Source organism: Rhodococcus sp. ABRD24 (assembly GCF_004328705.1).
GTDB lineage: Bacteria > Actinomycetota > Actinomycetes > Mycobacteriales > Mycobacteriaceae > Prescottella.
This window is the reverse complement of sequence record NZ_CP035319.1, coordinates 3,972,344-3,990,393: the sequence shown is the minus strand read 5'-3', so window position 1 is coordinate 3,990,393 and position 18,050 is coordinate 3,972,344. Positions and strand designations below refer to the sequence as shown.

The window sequence follows — 18,050 nt, the reverse complement described above, 5'->3', positions numbered from 1 at the left end:
CTTTACCGGAGGCCTAGTTTGCTGGTGCAGGACGGCCACGCACCCCAGCCCTGTGCGGCCTGGACCTTCTCAGCCACCGCGATCTGCTGCTCGCGTGTCGCACGGTCGGCCGTCGGCGCATACTGCGTGCCGCCGTACGCCGCCCATGTGCTCTGACTGAATTGGAGGCCGCCGTAGTAACCGTTGCCGGTGTTGATCGCCCAGTTACCGGTGGCCTCGCACTGCGCGAGCGCATCCCATGTGGAGCCGTTGCGCACCGCCGGTTCGGGCATGGTGCCGACGCGGATCACGGCGGGAGCCGGCTCACGCAACACATTCGAGGACAGCTCCTGGCGACCCGTCTCGACGCCATTGACGGTCTGCACGGACACCGTCACGATGCGCTCACCGGGGACACCCGGGTTGTCGACCGCGGTCTTGCCCTGCATCAGCTTCGGGTCGTCCACACGATGCTCCGGCGCGGCGATGGGAAGCGTCTCGGTGCGCGTCTCGGTACGGCTGCGGGTCACGACGATCTCGAGGCCGTCAGCCAATGGGGTCTCGGGCGCCGGCACCACGGTGTCGGCCTGCTCGAGCCGCGCATCGGTCGCGGCGAGCAGCTCACCCACGGTGGGGGCCGCGACCCGCAACTCGGCGGCCGGTGCGCCCCCGTCGGAGATCCTCACGGTCTTGGCATTGACGATGTCGAGAGCCACACCCTCGAGCGGAATGCGCTGGCCTCGGGACGCAGAAACGTAGGCGTCCCCGGCCAGGGCGAGCTGACGCATCGCGTCGTCGACCGTGAGCGCTGTGGACCACACCGTGCGGGTCTGCCCGTCGACGGTCAGCAGGATCTCACGGGCACGGCGCAGGACGACGGTGTCGCCGTCCGACAGCTTGGCATCGACGCCGGGCGCGACCACGTCGTGCTCACCCACCGGATAGCCCGCACTGTCCAGCACAGCACCCACATCCGAGCGCAGCGTGGTCAGGGACAGCGTGTCGCCGTCGACGTCCAGCGTGATCGTCTTGTGCTTGGTGACGACAAGTGCGCCGCCCACGACGAGGGTCGCGAAGAGCGCGGCGACCACGACGTAGAGAAGGGGCGACTTGGCGGTGTTGATACGGGCAAAAGGCGACACGAATATTCCCTGGGCTGACGACAGGTTGATCACAGCACGGTAACGAGGCGGCTGTGATCTGGCAACCACAACGTGTCGATCAGCACATACCCGCCCCACAACGTCTCGAAAGGGCGCGGAGTCGATCACAGAGCGGTCACGGACCTCGCTGTGGAAGGGTGAGGGACATGAGCAACGCCGAAGCCCACCCGATCGAGATCGAGTGCAAACACGGCCCCGACGCACCCGCCATCGACCGGCAGCTCATCGAGATCATCACCTCCCGTGAGGTCCCGCTCGGCGGACCGCGTGCCATGCCGGTGCGGCGTACCCTGCCGCAGCGCAAGCGCTCGCTGATCGGCGCCTGGTGTTTCGCCGACCACTACGGCCCCGACGATGTCGCCCGCACCGGCGGCATGGACGTCGCCCCGCACCCGCACACCGGTCTGCAGACCGTCAGCTGGCTTTTCGCCGGCGAGATCGAACACCGCGACAGCAAGGGCGTGCACGCGATGGTGCGCCCCGGCGAGGTCAATCTGATGACCGGTGGTCACGGCATCTGCCACTCGGAGGTCTCGACCCCGGAAACCACGGTCCTGCACGGCCTCCAACTGTGGATCGCACTCCCCGAGAATTCCCGCGACGCACCTCGCAACTTCGAGCACTACGTGCCGCCGGCCGTCGCGATCGAGGGCGGGTCTGCTCGGGTCTTTCTGGGTTCACTGGTGGGCTCGCAGTCGCCGGTGCACACCTTCACGCCACTACTCGGCGCAGAACTGACGCTCGAACCGCGCGCCACAGTGCGACTGGAGGTGGATACCGCGTTCGAACACGGCGTCCTCGTCGACACCGGTGCGGTCCGCCTCGAGGACGTCGACGGTGTCGATCTGGCCCGCGCCGACCTCGGCTACATCGGGACCGGCGCGTCGACGCTGACGCTGACCAACCGCACTGACGAAACCGCCCGGACAGTGCTCCTCGGCGGAGAGCCCTTCGGCGAGGAGATCGTGATGTGGTGGAACTTCGTCGGCCGCAGCCACGATGAGATCGAGGCCTTCCGGGCCGCGTGGCAGGCCGAGTCGGACCGGTTCGGCAAGGTGGACGGCTATCAGGGAGCGGTCGCACGACTGCCCGCGCCGGCGCTGCCGAACGCACGGATCAAGCCGCGAAAGAATCCACCGTCAGACGCGCGCCGCTAGCCCGTAGACGCGCTCGGCTGTCGCGGTCGAGGTCTTTGCCAGCGCCGCCGGGTCCTCGCCGCGCAGTTCCGCGAGCGCCCGGACCGTGTACGGCAGGCAGTACGACTCGTTGGGCGCGCCGCGGTACGGGTGTGGGGTGAGGAAGGGAGCGTCGGTCTCGACGATCAACTGACCGGACGGGACCAGCGGCGCCGCCTCGCGCAGCGCCTTGGCGTTCTTGAAGCTGACAGTGCCGGAGAAGCTCAGCACGTAGCCGGCGTCGACACAGGCCCGCGCCATCGTCGCATCCGACGAGAAACAATGGAAGATCACCGTCTCGGGCGCTCCCGCGTCGTGCAGGATGCGCAGCAACTCGGTGTCGGCGTCGCGGTTGTGGATCATCAACGGTTTGCCGAGACGCTTCGCCAGGTCGATGTGCCACCGAAAGCCCCTCTCCTGTTCCTCGGGCGTGGCGCAGCCGTCGAGCTTGCCGGGCCAGTACAGGTCCAGTCCAGTCTCGCCGACCGCCACCACCCGCGGGTCGGAGGCCAGACGCTCGATCTCGGCCTTGGTCGCGTCGTCGAGGACGTTGGCCCGCGTGGGATGGATCGCGACGGCAGCGAACACCCGGTCATCCCAGTTCGCGGCGTCGACGGCGAAGCGCGCGGCGTCCAGGTCGTCGGCTACCGTCACCACCCGTTCGACGCCGACCGAGGCGGCGCGGTCGACTATCGCCCGCACGCTCGCGGCGTCCGTCGCACCACACGCATCGAGGTGGGTGTGGGCATCGATGAGCGGAAAAAGCGGCTCGGGCAGGTCCGGGGCGGGACGATCCTTACTCACGTCGATAGAGTAGGCGCACCATGACTGTGCCTGCCCAGCCCTCCCGGACCCCGTTCTATCTGACGACTGCGATCGCGTACCCCAACGGCGCCCCGCACATCGGGCATGCCTACGAGTACATCTCGTCGGACGCAATCGCACGCTTCAAGCGCCTCGACGGATTCGACGTGTTCTTCATGACCGGCACGGACGAGCACGGCCTGAAGATGCAGCAGACGGCCGCCAAGGAGGGCATCGACGTCCGCGATCTGGCCGCGCGCAACTCGGACGTGTTCCAGGCCATGGACAAGGTCCTGAACATCTCGTACGACCGGTTCATCCGCACCACGGATGCCGATCATGAGGTCGCGAGCAAGGCCATCTGGGAGAAGATGGTCGAGGCCGGTGACATCTACCTCGACACCTACTCCGGCTGGTACTCCGTGCGCGACGAGGCCTTCTACACCGAGGCCGAGACCACGCTGCAGGAGGACGGCTCCCGGCTGTCCACCGAAACCGGCACTCCGGTGGAGTGGACCGAGGAGTCCACGTACTTCTTCCGACTGTCCGCATACCAGGACCGGCTGCTCGAGCTCTACGAGCGGCACCCCGAGTTCATCGCGCCGTCCACCCGCCGCAACGAGATCGTCAGCTTCGTCAAGGGCGGCCTCAAGGACCTGTCGATCTCGCGGACCACGTTCAACTGGGGCGTTCCGGTACCCGGCGATCCCGACCACGTGATGTACGTGTGGGTGGACGCGCTCACCAACTACCTCACCGGCGTCGGCTACCCGAACACCGACTCCGAGACATTCGGAAAGTACTGGCCCGCGAGCCTGCACATCATCGGCAAGGACATCACGAGATTCCACACCGTGTACTGGCCGGCGTTCCTGATGTCCGCCGGTGTGGAGCTGCCCGAGCGCGTCTTCGTGCACGGCTTCCTCTACAACAAGGGCGAGAAGATGTCGAAGTCGGTCGGCAACGTCGTCGACCCGCTCGCAATGGTGGAACAGTACGGACTCGACGCCGTCCGCTTCTTCCTGCTGCGCGAGATCTCGTACGGCCAGGACGGTAGCTACAGCCACGAGGCCATCGTCACCCGCATGAACGCGGACCTGGCGAACGAGCTCGGCAACCTCGCGCAGCGCTCGCTGTCGATGGTCGCGAAGAACTGCGACGCGCGGGTCCCGACCCCGGGCGAGCTCACCGACGACGACCGCGCGCTGCTCGCGCAGGCCGACGCGCTGCTCGCCAAGGTCCGGGCCGAGTTCGACGTGCAGGCACTGCACCTGGCGCTCGAGGCGATCTGGCACGTGCTCGGCGAGACCAACCGGTACTTCTCTCAGCAGGAACCGTGGGTGCTGCGCAAGACCGATCCGGCCCGCATGGCAACGGTCCTGTACGTGACCCTCGAGGTGGTCCGCATCGTCGGCATCCTGGTGCAGCCGGTGATGCCGAACGCGGCCGAGAAGATCCTCGAACTGCTCGGCCAGGCGCCCGATGCCCGCGCCTTCACCGACCTCGAAAACCGCATCGTCGCAGGTACGGCCCTGCCTGCGCCGGTCGGCGTATTCCCCCGGTATGTCGAGGAGTAGCACTCACCGAAAGCTGTCGGACCCGTGGTGCACACTGTCGCCATGGGGAGAAACAGAACATACATTCGAAGCGCGGAGTCCTCTGCGACCGAGGACTTCGACGAGTTCGAGGACTCATTCGCGGATCCATTCGGAGACGACATGTTCGACGACTTCGAACGGTTCGAGTGCCCACCACCGAGGGGGCGTTCCATTACCGGCATGCTGACCGCACTCGCCGAGGCCTACGAGCGGGGATGGCAACCGGCCGACGTCATGCACGTGACGCGGCGCACACTCGGCAGCGACTCGACGGCCGTCACTGCCGCAACCCTGCTGTACCAGTACCGGGCAAGCGGTGCTGCGGAGCGGGCACCGCACGAATGGGCCACCCAACTCGATCAGATCGCGGAACGCGAATCAGCTGCGGCACTCTTCGCCGCCGGCCTCCCGGACGGATGCGACAGCGACGCATTCGGCGCCGCACTGGACTCGTCCGGATGGCACCTCGGCGATAACGAGTCGACCGCGATGACGCTGTTGTGGCTCGAACTGCCTCGGGTCACCGAACTGTGCGAACCACCGTCGTCATGGCCCCGGATCCGTGTCGAACCCGCGCAGACCGCCGCCGATGAAACCGCGGACCCCAAGGTGCTCAACAAGATTCGGGGACTGCTGGCCAAGGCGGAGGCCACCGAGTTCGTCGAGGAGGCCGAGACCTTCACGGCCAAGGCACAGGAACTGATGACGCGGTATGCGGTCACCGCGGCACTGCTGCATGCGGCCGCCGCCGGGACCCCCACCGTCCGCAGCCGTCGCATTCACCTCGACAATCCGTACGTCAAGGAGAAGGTGCACCTCCTCACCGCGATCGGCGACGCCAATCGGGTGCGGACAGTGTGGTTCGACAGGTTCGGGATCGCGACGGTAGTCGGCAGCCCCCTCGATCTCGACCAGGTAGACCTGCTCTTCACGTCGCTGTTGATCCAAGCCACCCGGGCGATGCAGGAATCGGCGCCGCCCGCGAAGAAGGGATCACGCACCACCTCGTTCCGCAAAGCATTTCTCTTCGGGTTCGCAGTCCGCATCGGGCAACGTCTCAAGGAGGCCGGTAGCCGGGCCACCGCAGAGGCTGCGGCAGAAGCGGCGGTGCCGGTCGGCGAGCTGGTGCCCGTCCTCGCGGCACGGTCCGAGGCGGTGGACGCCGAGTTCGACCGGCTGTTCCCGAACACCAAGACGTTCCGAAGCAGATCGGTGGATGCGGTTGGGTGGCACGCGGGGCAGTCCGCTGCGGACGACGCCTCACTGGCCCCGGGCGGTCGGGCGATTCCCAGGTGAGGTCGCCCGGGCCCCGAATCCGGGGCCCGGGCGCTCCGGCTGCGCGATGGTCCGCTGTCACCGGCGGCCGGGTCACATGGAAGGCTGAAGGGATGCGAATCGAGCGACTGGGAGTCGGCGGCACGGCCGCCGACGTGCTCCGGACGCTTGCTCACCGCGCGGAGACCCGAGGGCTTCCACCCCCGGCCGGACTGATCGGGACGTGGTTCGGTGCCGCCGCTGTGATCGCCCCGAGCGTGCACGCCGCCCCGCACGACCCGCGGACCGCGTTCGCCCGGGCCGATGGTGTCCCGACCCGACCGACAGCACCCGACGGGCCGATGATCGGCGGCGGCTGGATCGGCTATCGCGGCTACCCCGACCGCTCCGGCATTCTGCCCGAATCGGCGGGCGGATGGACCGATCATGTTCTACGACTGGACATGGCGGGCTGCTGGTGGTTCGAGAGTCTCACCGAGATGCCCTGTCCTGTGGATATTGCCGAGGCGGTACTCCGCCCGGAACTTGACCGACAACCGTGGCGCGTCGAGTGGATCGAACCGGACCGGGACGCCCATCGCGACGGCGTCGGACAGTGCCTCGATGCGATCACCCGCGGGGACGTGTACCAGGCCTGCGTGTGCACCCGGTTCCACGGAACGAGTTGGGGCAGCCCCGTCGACTTCTTCGCCGACGCGGTCGAGAAGACCCGACCCGTTCGGGCGGCGTTCGTGCAGGGCGATTGGGGTGCGGTGGCATCCCTGTCACCGGAACTGTTCCTGTCCCGGCGCGCGGGCCACGTCATGTCGAGTCCGATCAAGGGCACGCTGCCCCTCACTGCTGACCCCGCAATGCTGCGCCGCTCCGTGAAGGACGTCGCGGAGAACGTCATGATCGTCGACCTGGTCCGTAATGACCTCGGGCAAGTGGCTGAACCCGGCTCGGTGGTGGTCAGCGACCTGCTGCGCGTCCGGCCTGCACCCGGCGTGTGGCACCTGGTGTCGACTGTCACAGCCGAGTTGCCGGGCTCGGTGGACACCCCGGGACTGCTCGACGCCGCGTTCCCGCCGGCCTCGGTGACCGGTTGTCCGAAGCACGCGGCGCGTCAACTGCTCGCCGGGTGGGAACCACATCCACGCGGCGTCTATTGCGGCACCGTCGGCATGCACAGCCCCATCGCAGGCATGGAGCTCAACGTCGCGATCCGCACGGTCGAGTTCGATGCGACGGGCAGAGTCGAACTCGGAGTCGGCGGTGGCATCACCATCGATTCCGATCCCGACGCCGAGTGGCAGGAGTGCCTCGACAAGGCCGCGAGCATCATCACGCTCACCCCGTCTCGCACGCACCCTGACCGGACAACGGCATCTCGAAGTGTGCTGGCCGATCCTGTGTCAGTTCCGAGGTAGCCGAACAGATTCGGCGGGTGATCGCGTCCGCGTCCAATCGCCAGGTACGCAGCACGCCGTCGCCGCCGGCCGCGACGACAGTATCGGTCCGCGGCAGGAACGCCACCTGCCAGCGCCCAGTGCCGATCGTCGTGATCGGGCCACCCACAGCCTCGCCGCCGTCATCGCCGGTCACGGACCACAATCGAACGGTGCCGTCGTCGCTGCCACTGACGACGTGTTTGCCGTCGGCGCTGAACACGACGCTGTACACGGTGCCGGTGTGTCCGCGCATCGGCACTTCGTGCGGCCGGAACCCACCGTCCACGGTGCGGTCCCACAGCAGCAGCGTGTGATCGTCGCTCGCGGTCACCAGCGTCGCACCGTCGGGACTGAACGCGACCGCGTTGACGCCGCTGTCGTGGCCTCCCGGCGGCACCGGACGTATCGCGGGCGCCGACGGATCGGTGACGTCCCACGCGTGGATGTCCCCGTCTGCACTGGCCACGACGAGCGTGTCCCCGCTCGGGCTGAAGACCGCACTGCGCACGAGGTTGTGCGGGCCGGTCAGGCTGGCGCCACGCCGCACCGGATGCACCGGGTCCTCGACGTTCCACAGCGCGACGCTGAAGTCGCCGTCACCGATCGCCAGTGTCCGGCCGTCCGGGCTGAACGCCATCTCCCAGGTGAACCGTGTGGCGGTGGCGATGGGGGCACCGAGCTGGCGGGGCGACGCCGGGTCGCGGACATCCCACAGCTGCACATATCCGCCCGAGGTCTGGGTCGTGGCGAGCAGATCACCGTCCGGCGACATCACCGCGACATTGGCGCCGCCGAGTGGCCGCGGCACATCGATGGCTCCGCTGCGCGACAACCCACCGCCGTCGTCGATCGCCCACAACCGGACCGTCGAGTCGTATCCGGCGGTCGCGAGGATCGACCCGCCACGATCCATCGCAGGCAAGGTCATCGCCGAATCCGACACCGGCACCGTGCCTGTCGGCAGCGACCAGATCCGCACCAGCGAATCCTGCCCACCGGTGACGATCGCACCACCGTCGGGGGCGAGTGCGAGGGCCGGCACCCCGCCGCCGTTGCCGCTGAGTGCGGGCCGCAGCTCGTGCAGGCTCCGGGTGGATTCGTCGACCGACCACAGCCGGGCCGTCCCGTCCCACGAGGCACTCGCGAGCGTCGCGCCGTCCGCGGCGAACGCGATGGTCCAGATGCCACCCGTGTGCGCCTGGATCGGCGAATCGATCAGCCGGATCGCCGCGAGATCGGTCGCGTCGAACATTCGGATGAGCCCGTCGTCGCTGCTCGCGGCGAGGCTGCGTCCGTCCGGGCTGAACGCGACCGAGTGCACCACGTCGTCGAAGCCGGTCAACTCCGTGATCTGCCGCGGCCGCGCCCGATCCGTGATGTCCCACACCCGGATAGTGCGGTCGTCGCTCGCAGTCGCCAGGACGTTCTCGCCCCGGAACGACACGGTCCGCACGCCGCCGGCGTGACCGCCCAGCCTCCACGTCGGGAACTGGGCCGCCGCCGGGTCGGACGTGTCGAACAACGTGACCGTGCCATCGTCGTGCGGCGCCGCGAGTAGTCGGCTATCGGGGCTGAAGCGAACGTTGTGCACAGCCCCGGACCCGGTCCGGAGCCCGGGCAGCAGCGTCCGCGGGGCGGAACGGTCGGAGATGTCCCATATCCATACGGAGCCGTCACCTGCACCCGCGGCAAGCAGTCGGTCGTCGCGGGAGAAGGACACCGACGCCATGTACTGATTCGGTCCCATCAGATCGGCACCGAGCTGGACCGGGTTGTTGCGGTCCGTCAGATCCCACAGACGCACGGTGCGATCGTCACTCGCGGTGGCGAGGGTCGTGCCATCCGTCGAGATCGCAACACCGTAGACCGGACCTGTGTGACCGGGCAGGACTCGGGCGATCGACGTGTTCTCGGTCGCGACCAGTCGCGAGTACGCGTCATCGCTGTCCGGCCGCATCTGCCACGCCGCCAGCGACAGCTGAGCCGCAGTCGTCGGATCGGTGTCGCGCAGGGCGTCGGCCAGCGCCACCACCTGCTGGAACTGAGCGGTACTGCGTTCGGACTCGGCACGGGATTTCGCCCCCAGTGCCATCGAGCCCATCACCACGGCTACGACGGTGGTGAACGCGAGCGACGCCATCACCCCTCGCTGTACCCACGTGTGACGCCGGACCTGCCGACGCGAGGCCTCCAGGAACTCGAAGGCCACGGGTGTCAGCGACGCTGAGGTGGCAGGCAGTCCCGCCCGGCCCGCATCGGCCCGCGTCGCTCTGTGTTCGGCCAGCATGTCGAGGCGTCCACGGTGGTAGAGCAGGCTGTGGTTCCGCTTCGCATCCTCCCAGTGCGCGGCGTCGGTCTCGATCTGCTGCCGCAGTGCGGAATACGAGCGATCCTCCTGGATCCAGGCCTTGAGCCGCGGCCACGTGTCGATCACCGCGTCGTGGATCAGCTCCACCTCGTCACCGTCGACCACCAGCACCCGGGCACTGACGAAGTGATCCACCACCCGGCGGCCCGCACCGGCGTCATCGGCGTCGAAGGCCACCAGCTGGGACAGCGTCCGGCGGATCTTCACGTCGGTGCCGGTGCTGGTGACGTAAACCAGGTGCACCATCATCGCCCGAGCGAGGACGCGTCCCCGCTCGTCGAGCTGTTCCCAGGCCCGCTCCGCAGCGGCGGCGATGGAGCCACGGACCCCGCCGGTGGCGCGGTAGCCCGCGATGGTCAGCTGACCGCCGCGACGCCCCTCCCACATCGTGTCGAGCAGGTGCGACACGAGCGGCAGCACCGTGCCGCTCCCGTCCGCAGACGTGAGCACCCCCAGGTCGTTGAGGATCAGGTCCACCAGTCCGGGCTCGAGCTTGAGCCCGATCATCCGGGCCGGCTGAGTGATCACCTCTACGACATCGTCACGCAGCAGCGGCGACACCGGCTTGCTGCGCTGTTCGAGTGCCCGCGCCAGAACCGGAAAGGCCAGCGCCTGTGCGTAGAAGTCCGAACGCATCGTCGCGACGACCGACGGAGTGTCGGACGGTTCGCGACCGGCGCGCGCGGTGGCGGCGAAGTCGAGAACCTGGAGGAACCGGTCATTCTCGTCCGGGTCGGTGCACTGGGTGAACAGTTCCTCGATCTGGTCGACGACAACGAGCATCTGCTGTGCCCCGGATCGGTCCGCAGCACGGCGCATCGCGAGTTCGACCCGCTGGTGCCCGGGCGCCACAACGACATCGGCCAACTCGGGTACCGCCGCAACGAGCGCCGCAATGGGGTTCGGGCCGGGGGTGAACACCACGGGCGCGAACGCGGCGAGTCCCCCACCACGTTCGCGGCCCCGCATCTCGGGAATCAACCCGGCCTGGACCAGCGACGACTTGCCTACTCCGGAAGCCCCGGTGACGACGACCAGACCCTGCCCCTGCGCCGCGACCACCGCGCCGACCAGTCCGCTCACGCTGTTCCGGCGGCCGAAGAACAGGCGCTCGTCCTTTTCCCGGTAAGGCGCGAGGCCCCGGTAGGGCCGCACCCCCGCGGGCAGCGTCGGAGCTCCCGACTCGGCGGCGACCGCGGCACGGGCCGTCGGCACGGCATTGGCGTTCTGCCACCACGTCTGCCACTGCCGCATCGAGAACAGTCCATCCGACGGCGGCTGCCCACCGTGCAACGCGCGGGCCATGCGGATGAGGACCACGAGGACGGGACGGATCGATTCGAACGATGCCGGCATTCGCTTGCCCGATCGCCAGTCGCTGATCCGCTGGACCGACACCGGCTTCTCGCCGCCCATCGATCGGATGAGAACGCCCGCCTCGGACATCACCTTCTTGAGCGGCGGTCCGCCTGCGGTCGCGAACAGCAGTCGCAACTGGTCGGCGAAGAACAGTCGCGGCTCAGCTCCCGATGGTGGCTGCCCCTCCGGGCCCGATCCCGGCGTATCGGACGTCATCGCCCACGCACCGTTCCCCACTCCCCGACTGTCGACCCACCGGTTCCCACCGCCGAACACCCTTCGAATTTCCGCTGCGGAATAATTCCTCACCACCTCCGAACTGCGATGATAGCCCGCTGAGGAGACCTTCCGGTTTGTCGTGATCGCTCGGCGGTCCAAAGTTGTCATCGACGCACAACGGCCTACGCCGTCGGCGTGCTTACCGGCGGGGGCTGGATTGACGAGGGGTAGTCCCAGCCGGTGCACGCGACGGAGCAAGGAGCTCGGCATGATCGACAGAGCAACCAGGATGACGGCCAAGGCGCCGCCCACTCTCGGTGCTGCTCTCGTGATAGCCGCGACCGTGGGCCTGATCGTGCTGTTGGGTGCGGCCCCCGCCGATGCGGCCGCGGCCCCGGTGGGTGGGAGCCCGGCTTCGGCCGGACCTCCCACCCACAACCGGGCCGTTTGACGGGGGTCGGCGGGGGCGTTTCTCCTTGGGCTCAGTCGCGCCGCGCGGCGAGCACCGTCTCATAGAGTTCGCGCTTGGACACGCCCTCGGTCGCGAGCTGTGCGCAGGCGTCCTTGAGCCGCACACCGTCAGCCACCAATCGCTCGACCTCCCCGACGAGATCCTCCGGATCCACGGATATCGGCTGCGCTCCCTCGAGCACCACCGTGATCTCGCCGCGTGCACCCTCTACGGCCCACTCCGCTAGTTCGGCGAGCGTGCCCCGCCGTACCTCTTCGTACGTCTTGGTCAGTTCACGGCACACCGCGGCGCGACGCTCGCCGCCGAGGATCTCGACCGCGTCGGCGAGACACGCGGCCAGTCGGTGCGGCGCCTCGAAGAACACGCACGCGCGAGGCTCGGTGCGAAGCGAGGAGAACCACGTCCGGCGCTGCCCCTGCTTTCGCGGTGGAAATCCGTCGAAGCAGAACCGCTCCACCGGCAGCCCCGACAGCGCGAGCGCGGTCGTCACCGCGGACGGGCCGGGCAGGCACGTCACCGGCAGCTCCTTCGCGACGCACGCAGCAACCAGCCGGTAACCGGGGTCACTGACCGACGGCATACCGGCATCGGTCACCAGCAGAACGGTCTTCCCCTCTTCGACGTCGGCGACCAGCGCAGGCAGCCGGGCGACCTCGACCTGGTCGTAGAAACTGACCACCCGGCCGGTGATCGCGACCCCGAGTGCCGCGGCGAGCGACTTGGTCCGGCGGGTGTCCTCCGCAGCGACAACGTCGGCCGAGCCGAGCGCGGTGCGCAGCCGTTCGGAGGCATCACCGATATCGCCCATCGGAGTTGCGGCGAGGACGAGGCGACCAGTCATGGGTGACAGCCTACGATCGTGTCGTGACCCAGCTGACGGACGAGCGCCCGACACCGCCGTCAGCCGGCGCTCGCGTCGTCAGTCCGGGACCGCTGGTCCCGGCGGCGGACTTCGGTCCGACCGACCGGAGGCGCGGTTGGGTGGTGACCCTGTTGGTCACGGCGATCGCCGCGATCACCCGGTTCACAATGCTGAACTATCCCACCGACGCCGGCACGCCCGTGTTCGACGAGAAGCACTACGCGCCACAGGGGTGGCAGGTTCTCACCGGCAATGGCATCGAGGACAACCCGGGATACGGGCTGGTGGTGCATCCCCCGGTCGGCAAGCAGCTGATCGCGATCGGCGAGGCGCTGTTCGGCTACAACGGCTGGGGCTGGCGGTTCGCGTCCGCGGTCGCGGGCACCCTGCTGGTGCTGCTGGTGGTGCGGATCGTACGGCGTCTGAGCCGCTCCACGCTGGTGGGTGCGATCGCCGGCATCCTCCTGATCGTCGACGGCGTCACATTCGTCTCCTCCAGGCTGGGAATGCTCGACATCTTCCTGGCCCTGTTCACCGTCGCGGCGCTGGGCTGCCTGGTCGTCGATCGAGACCAAGTGCGCCAGCGAATGGCCCGGGTTCATGCGGAGGGCCGCATCGACCTCAGCTCGCTCGGCCCCCGGATGGGTGTGCGCTGGTGGCGGTTCGGTGCCGGAATCATGCTCGGGCTGGCGTGCGGCACCAAGTGGTCCGGGATGTACTTCATCGCATTCTTCGGGCTGCTCAGCGTCGCATTCGACATCGCAGCGCGGCGAGCGTACGGCGTGCGCAAGCCGTGGCTCGGTACCGCGGTCCGCGACATCGGACCGGCGCTCTACGCGCTGGTGGTGATCCCGCTCGGGGTCTACCTGGCGACCTATTGGGCCTGGTTCTCGAGCGAGACCGGCGTCGACCGGCACGCCGTAGGCAACCAGATCGGCACCGGTGGCACGTTCTCGTTCGTCCCCGAGGCATTGCGGGCGCTGTGGTACTACAGCGGCAAGGTCCTCGAATTCCATTCCGGCCTCACCAATTCCGCGGGCAATCGCCACCCGTGGGAGTCGAAACCGTGGACGTGGCCGATGGGCCTGCGCCCGATGCTGTACTACTTCGCCGAGGGCGAGCACGTATCGGGCTGCGGCGGTCAGACTTGCGTCAAAGCCATCATGCTGATCGGCACGCCCGCGATGTGGTGGCTGGCCTTGCCTGTGCTGGGCTGGGCGTTGTGGCGCACCGTCGTCAGCCGTGACTGGCGGTACGCGACCGTCCTCACCGGTTACGCCGCCGCGTTCCTGCCGTGGTTCGCGACCCTCGACCGTCAGATGTACTACTTCTACGCCGTGGCTCTGGCACCGTTCCTGGTGATGGCACTCGCCCTGGTTCTCGGCGAGATCCTCGGCACGGCGCGCGATTCCGCTGAGCGCCGGGGCACCGGACTGCTCGCGGTGTGTCTCTACGTGGGCCTGGTGGTCGCGAACTTCGTATGGCTGTGGCCGATCCTCACGGCCATGCCGATCACCCCTGAACTGTGGCAACAGCAGTTGTGGTTGCCGAGCTGGCGTTGACGTGGGCTGACTGTCACGTCCATCGGCGTCGCCCACGAACTGACAGGCGGCGTTCCTTGCGATCCGCCAGGATCATCGGGTCACGCGAGAGATCCCGGTACAGCGACAGGCACAGACCGATCATGACGACGACGAACGGCGCGGCAGCGATGATCGTCATCGTCTGCAGTCCGGTGAGCGCATCGGCGCCACCGGTCCACAGGATCAGCGCCGCCACGGCGCCGGTGAGCAGACCCCAGAAGACGACCACCCATCGCGACGGCGCCAGGGCCCCACGCTGCGACAGTGTGCCCATCACCATCGAGGCCGCGTCCGCACCGGAGACGAAGAAGATCGCGACCAGCAGCATCACCAGCACCGTGGAGACCCCGAACAGCGGCAGGTGTTCGAGCATGCCGAACAGCTGCGATTCGGTGGTATCGCGGCCGGCCAGATCGGCGCCCTCACGCTGCTGGGCGATCCCCGCGCCGCCGAACACCGAGAACCACACCAAGCTCACCAGACTGGGAACGAGGATCACGCCGACGACGAACTGCCGGATGGTGCGTCCACGGCTGATCCGGGCAAGGAACATCCCGACGAACGGGGTCCAGGAGATCCACCAGGCCCAGTAGAAGATCGTCCACGACGACAGCCAGTCGGCTGTCGCGGGATTACTCGACGCCGCGGTGCGCGCCGACATCGCTGCCACGTCTGCGACGTATTTGCCGATCGTGGTCGGGATCAGGTTGAGGATCAGCACCGTCGGCCCGAGCACGAACACGAACACCGCCAGAGCCAGCGCGAGAACCATGTTGATGTTCGAGAGCCACTGGATTCCCTTGGCGACACCCGATACCGCGGAGGCGACGAAGGCCAGTGTGAGGACGGCGACGACGGCGACGAGCAGGAAGGTCCCTACCTCACCCATCCAGCCGATCACCTCGATGCCGGACCCGATCTGCAGGGCACCGAGCCCGAGGGACGCCGCGGTACCGAACATGGTCGCGAATATCGCGAGGATGTCGATGGCTCGTCCGATCGGTCCCTCGCTGCGGCGGCCGAGCAGCGGGAAGAATGCGGCGCTGATCAATTGGGGCCGTCCGCGCCGGTAGGTGCCGTACGCGATCGCCATCCCCATCACCGCATAGATCGACCACGGATGCAGGCTCCAATGGAACATCGTGGTCGCCATCGCCGTCCCGACGCCGCCGTCGGTTCCGGGCGGCGGGATGACGTAGTGGGCCACCGGTTCGGCGACACCGAAGAACATCAACCCGATGCCCATCCCTGCGCTGAACATCATCGCGATCCAGCTGACGGTGGTGAAGGCGGGCTTCTCCCCGTCCCTTCCGAGCGGGATCTGTCCGTACCGGCTCGCCGCGAGCCACAGTGCGAAGATCACGAAGCCGGAGGCGGCGATCACGAACAGCCAGCCCATGTTGGTGACCAGCCAGTCGAGCACAGCACCGGTGACGGATTCGAGGTTCTCCGGCGCGGCGAGCCCCCAGACGACAATGGCCGCGACGGCGGATGCGGCCACGGTGAACACCACACGATCGGTCCCGGACAGCTCACGCGCGCCTGACATCCTTCACACGGTGCTCACCTCGACCCGCAAAAGCAAGCGCCGGGCGACTCGGCGAAGTACCGGCAAATTGCGATCCCGACAGATTCGACTACAGAAATCAGCCGAGGTCGTGGATGTCAGGCGCCGCGCAGGGCGGCTGTCACGAATGCGACCGCGTCCTCGTTCGAGATCCCCAGGCGGCGGACGGCGGCGACGTAGTCGGTTGCCGCACGCTGCCCCTTCGTCCGCGTCGGATCACCGGATTCCGCCACGAACGATCCCAGTCGGCCACGGGTCTCGATCACGCCGAGCTGCTCGAGTTCCCGATACGTGCGGGCGACCGTGTTGGGCGCGACACCCAGATCCGCGGCGAGCGCGCGGACTGTCGGAATCTTGGTGCCGGCCACCAGCTCCTCCCGCTGGACCATCTCGAGGATCCGCACCCGGAGCTGCTCGAACGGCGGCATCTCCGAATCGGGATCGATCACGATGTCCACGGCGGGCCTTTCGTCGTCCGGGTCTCGTCGATTCACCGTAGCGCGGCGACGGCGTCCGCGATCGAAATCGAGTCCACCGTTGCGTTCTCTGTCGCCGTCACCATGCAGAATGGCAGGCATGGCGAAGACCGCAACGATTTATCACAATCCCCGCTGCAGCACGTCGCGGAACACGTTGAAGCTCATCGAGGAGGCAGGCCTCGAACCCACCGTCGTCAAGTACCTCGAGACGCCGCCGTCCCGGGACGGCCTGCGCAAGCTGCTCGACGATGCGGGCCTGCGCCCGAGCGAGGCCATCCGCACGAAGGAGGCAATCTACAAGGAGCTCGGTCTCGCGTCGGCCTCGGAAGACGAACTGCTCGACGCGATGGTCGACAACCCGATTCTGATCGAGCGCCCGATCGTGGTGACAGACAAGGGCACCGTGCTCGCGCGCCCGTTCGAGAAGGTGCGCGAGATCCTCTAGTTCCTTCCCGGAGGAAACGGTTCAGGCCAGCGGATCGCGCGCGAGCGGGCACGACATGCAGCGCGGTCCGCCCCGGCCTGACCCGAGTTCCGAACCGGAGATCCGCAGAACTTCGATCCCCGACGCCTCCATGCGGGCGTTCGTCTCGACGTTGCGCTCGTACGCGACGACAACACCGGGCGCGAGGGCCAGGGTGTTGTTGCCATCGTCCCACTGTTCACGCTCGGCGGTGATGTGGTCGTCGAGGCCGGTGTCGATCACCCGCAGCTTCCCTATTCCCATCGCCGCCGCGGCCGCTTCGAGGAACGGCGCCGGGCCACCGATGCCCACCCCCGTCTCCTCGCGTCGAATCGTGAACGCCGACAGGCTGTCCCGCACGGCCGCGTACATCACCACCGCATCCGAGTCGACCATCGTGCACACGGTGTCCAGATGCATCGACGCGCGCCGCTGCTCGATCGGAACGGCCAGCACGGTGTGCGCCAAACCGTCCTCGAACACGCTGCGCGCCAGCGCTTCCGCACCGGCCGGCGTCGTTCGCTCCCCCACCCCGACGGCGATGACCCCGGGCGCGAGCAACAGCACATCGCCGCCCTCCACCGGAGCCGTGTGGGATTCGTAGGCCCGGCGTACACCCCGGAACCGCGGATGGTGCGCGTAGATCAGGTCCATGAGCGAGGCCTCACGAACCCGCGCGGGGAGAGCGAGCGACGTGATCGCCACACGCCCGCCCACCCAGAACGACGAGTCCCGGGTGAACAGCAGGTTCGGCAGCGGGTCTATGACGAAGTCTCCCCCGTGATGCATCAGCCGGACCAGCGACGGAGCCGACGCGCCGGTGCCGATCGGCAACTCGTCGAACGTCATCCCCGCGGTGAGGATCATGGCCAGCTCGGTGGCCGGGATACCCCGCAGATACGCCGACAGGTCCTGTGCGAGCGTGTGGCCCAGCCTCCGCGGATCGACCGCCGCCGCTATCCCCTGCATGCGCGCCGCGCCGCTGGCAGTCAAAGTCTCGGCGAGGAGGTCCGCCAGCAGCAGCACCTCGACGCCGTACCCGCGCAGCACATCGGCGAATGCGTCGTGCTCGTCCTGGGCACGATCGACCCAGGGCAGGCCGTCGAAGAGCAACTGGTCGTTGTTGCGCGGGGTGAGTCGCCGTAGTTCGTCACCCGGTCGATGCAACAGCACCGTTCGCAGGGTCCCCACCTCGGTGTCCACACCCAGCCTCGCCGGCTCCCGCGCGCTCATGCGTAAACGGTAGTACCGCCG

General features: G+C 68.0%; 14 protein-coding genes. 7 read left to right on the top strand and 7 right to left on the bottom strand.

Annotation, left to right across the window (positions count from 1 at the left end; all coding sequences use genetic code 11):
- Nucleotides 1-2: 2 nt before the first annotated feature.
- On the bottom strand, nucleotides 3-1,121 hold the full coding sequence (locus ERC79_RS17795; RefSeq protein WP_131579745.1) for a resuscitation-promoting factor: 1,119 nt from the start codon (nucleotides 1,119-1,121) through the stop codon (nucleotides 3-5).
- 167 nt (nucleotides 1,122-1,288) lie between these two features.
- Here ERC79_RS17795 and ERC79_RS17790 point away from each other — a divergent pair, with 167 nt between their 5' ends.
- A complete protein-coding gene (locus ERC79_RS17790) occupies nucleotides 1,289-2,299 on the top strand; it encodes a pirin family protein (RefSeq protein WP_131579744.1) in 1,011 nt (336 codons plus the stop codon).
- Here ERC79_RS17790 and ERC79_RS17785 read toward each other — a convergent pair.
- Entirely contained in the window at nucleotides 2,282-3,121 is an 840-nt protein-coding gene (locus tag ERC79_RS17785) for a TatD family hydrolase (RefSeq protein WP_131579743.1), read from the bottom strand. The two genes, ERC79_RS17790 and ERC79_RS17785, sit on opposite strands and share 18 nt — an antisense overlap.
- A 20-nt stretch (nucleotides 3,122-3,141) precedes the next feature.
- Here ERC79_RS17785 and metG point away from each other — a divergent pair, with 20 nt between their 5' ends.
- The 3 genes from metG to ERC79_RS17770 all read left to right on the top strand — a co-directional run bounded on the left by metG (nucleotide 3,142) and on the right by ERC79_RS17770 (nucleotide 7,403).
- Nucleotides 3,142-4,698, top strand: a complete 1,557-nt coding sequence (metG, locus tag ERC79_RS17780; RefSeq protein ID WP_131579742.1) for a methionine--tRNA ligase — start codon at nucleotides 3,142-3,144, stop codon at nucleotides 4,696-4,698.
- Between the two features lie 42 nt (nucleotides 4,699-4,740).
- On the top strand, nucleotides 4,741-6,015 hold the full coding sequence (locus tag ERC79_RS17775) for a DUF2786 domain-containing protein (protein WP_131579741.1): 1,275 nt from the start codon (nucleotides 4,741-4,743) through the stop codon (nucleotides 6,013-6,015).
- 92 nt (nucleotides 6,016-6,107) lie between these two features.
- A complete protein-coding gene (locus ERC79_RS17770; RefSeq protein WP_131579740.1) occupies nucleotides 6,108-7,403 on the top strand; it encodes an aminodeoxychorismate synthase component I in 1,296 nt (431 codons plus the stop codon).
- Here ERC79_RS17770 and ERC79_RS17765 read toward each other — a convergent pair.
- Nucleotides 7,324-11,388 (bottom strand): WD40 repeat domain-containing protein, encoded by a 4,065-nt coding sequence (locus ERC79_RS17765; protein WP_242676623.1) that lies wholly within the window; start codon nucleotides 11,386-11,388, stop codon nucleotides 7,324-7,326. The two genes, ERC79_RS17770 and ERC79_RS17765, sit on opposite strands and share 80 nt — an antisense overlap.
- 250 nt (nucleotides 11,389-11,638) lie before the next feature.
- Here ERC79_RS17765 and ERC79_RS17760 point away from each other — a divergent pair, with 250 nt between their 5' ends.
- Nucleotides 11,639-11,821, top strand: a complete 183-nt coding sequence (locus ERC79_RS17760; protein ID WP_131579739.1) for a hypothetical protein — start codon at nucleotides 11,639-11,641, stop codon at nucleotides 11,819-11,821.
- A 31-nt stretch (nucleotides 11,822-11,852) separates the two neighbouring features.
- Here the strand turns inward: ERC79_RS17760 and rsmI are convergent, their stop codons facing one another.
- A complete protein-coding gene (rsmI, locus tag ERC79_RS17755) occupies nucleotides 11,853-12,683 on the bottom strand; it encodes a 16S rRNA (cytidine(1402)-2'-O)-methyltransferase (protein ID WP_131579738.1) in 831 nt (276 codons plus the stop codon).
- 23 nt (nucleotides 12,684-12,706) lie between these two features.
- Between rsmI and ERC79_RS17750 the strand changes: the two genes are divergently transcribed.
- On the top strand, nucleotides 12,707-14,266 hold the full coding sequence (locus ERC79_RS17750) for a phospholipid carrier-dependent glycosyltransferase (RefSeq protein ID WP_131579737.1): 1,560 nt from the start codon (nucleotides 12,707-12,709) through the stop codon (nucleotides 14,264-14,266).
- A 13-nt stretch (nucleotides 14,267-14,279) separates the two neighbouring features.
- Here ERC79_RS17750 and ERC79_RS17745 read toward each other — a convergent pair whose 3' ends face one another.
- Nucleotides 14,280-15,836 carry a BCCT family transporter gene (locus tag ERC79_RS17745; protein WP_131579736.1) on the bottom strand — a complete coding sequence of 519 codons (1,557 nt, stop codon included), beginning with the start codon at nucleotides 15,834-15,836 and terminating at the stop codon, nucleotides 14,280-14,282.
- 116 nt (nucleotides 15,837-15,952) lie between these two features.
- Nucleotides 15,953-16,282: a GntR family transcriptional regulator gene (locus ERC79_RS17740; protein WP_242676905.1), complete on the bottom strand. Its 330-nt coding sequence runs from the start codon at nucleotides 16,280-16,282 to the stop codon at nucleotides 15,953-15,955.
- 148 nt (nucleotides 16,283-16,430) lie between these two features.
- On the opposite strand from ERC79_RS17740, the gene arsC reads away from it, so the two are divergent.
- Nucleotides 16,431-16,778 carry an arsenate reductase (glutaredoxin) gene (gene arsC / locus ERC79_RS17735; RefSeq protein ID WP_207390359.1) on the top strand — a complete coding sequence of 116 codons (348 nt, stop codon included), beginning with the start codon at nucleotides 16,431-16,433 and terminating at the stop codon, nucleotides 16,776-16,778.
- A 21-nt stretch (nucleotides 16,779-16,799) separates the two neighbouring features.
- Here arsC and ERC79_RS17730 read toward each other — a convergent pair whose 3' ends face one another.
- On the bottom strand, nucleotides 16,800-18,029 hold the full coding sequence (locus tag ERC79_RS17730) for an arginine deiminase (protein WP_131579733.1): 1,230 nt from the start codon (nucleotides 18,027-18,029) through the stop codon (nucleotides 16,800-16,802).
- Between the last annotated feature and the right edge of the window lie 21 nt (nucleotides 18,030-18,050).

Coding starts and splice junctions, on each gene's coding strand:
- rsmI (WP_131579738.1), bottom strand. CDS start 12,683: ATGACTGGTCGCCTCGTCCTCGCCGCAACTCCGATGGGCGATATCGGT.
- ERC79_RS17745 (WP_131579736.1), bottom strand. CDS start 15,836: ATGTCAGGCGCGCGTGAGCTGTCCGGGACCGATCGTGTGGTGTTCACC.
- ERC79_RS17730 (WP_131579733.1), bottom strand. CDS start 18,029: ATGAGCGCGCGGGAGCCGGCGAGGCTGGGTGTGGACACCGAGGTGGGG.
- ERC79_RS17760 (WP_131579739.1), top strand. CDS start 11,639: ATGATCGACAGAGCAACCAGGATGACGGCCAAGGCGCCGCCCACTCTC.
- ERC79_RS17775 (WP_131579741.1), top strand. CDS start 4,741: ATGGGGAGAAACAGAACATACATTCGAAGCGCGGAGTCCTCTGCGACC.
- arsC (WP_207390359.1), top strand. CDS start 16,431: ATGGCGAAGACCGCAACGATTTATCACAATCCCCGCTGCAGCACGTCG.
- metG (WP_131579742.1), top strand. CDS start 3,142: ATGACTGTGCCTGCCCAGCCCTCCCGGACCCCGTTCTATCTGACGACT.
- ERC79_RS17790 (WP_131579744.1), top strand. CDS start 1,289: ATGAGCAACGCCGAAGCCCACCCGATCGAGATCGAGTGCAAACACGGC.
- ERC79_RS17770 (WP_131579740.1), top strand. CDS start 6,108: ATGCGAATCGAGCGACTGGGAGTCGGCGGCACGGCCGCCGACGTGCTC.
- ERC79_RS17740 (WP_242676905.1), bottom strand. CDS start 16,282: ATGCCGCCGTTCGAGCAGCTCCGGGTGCGGATCCTCGAGATGGTCCAG.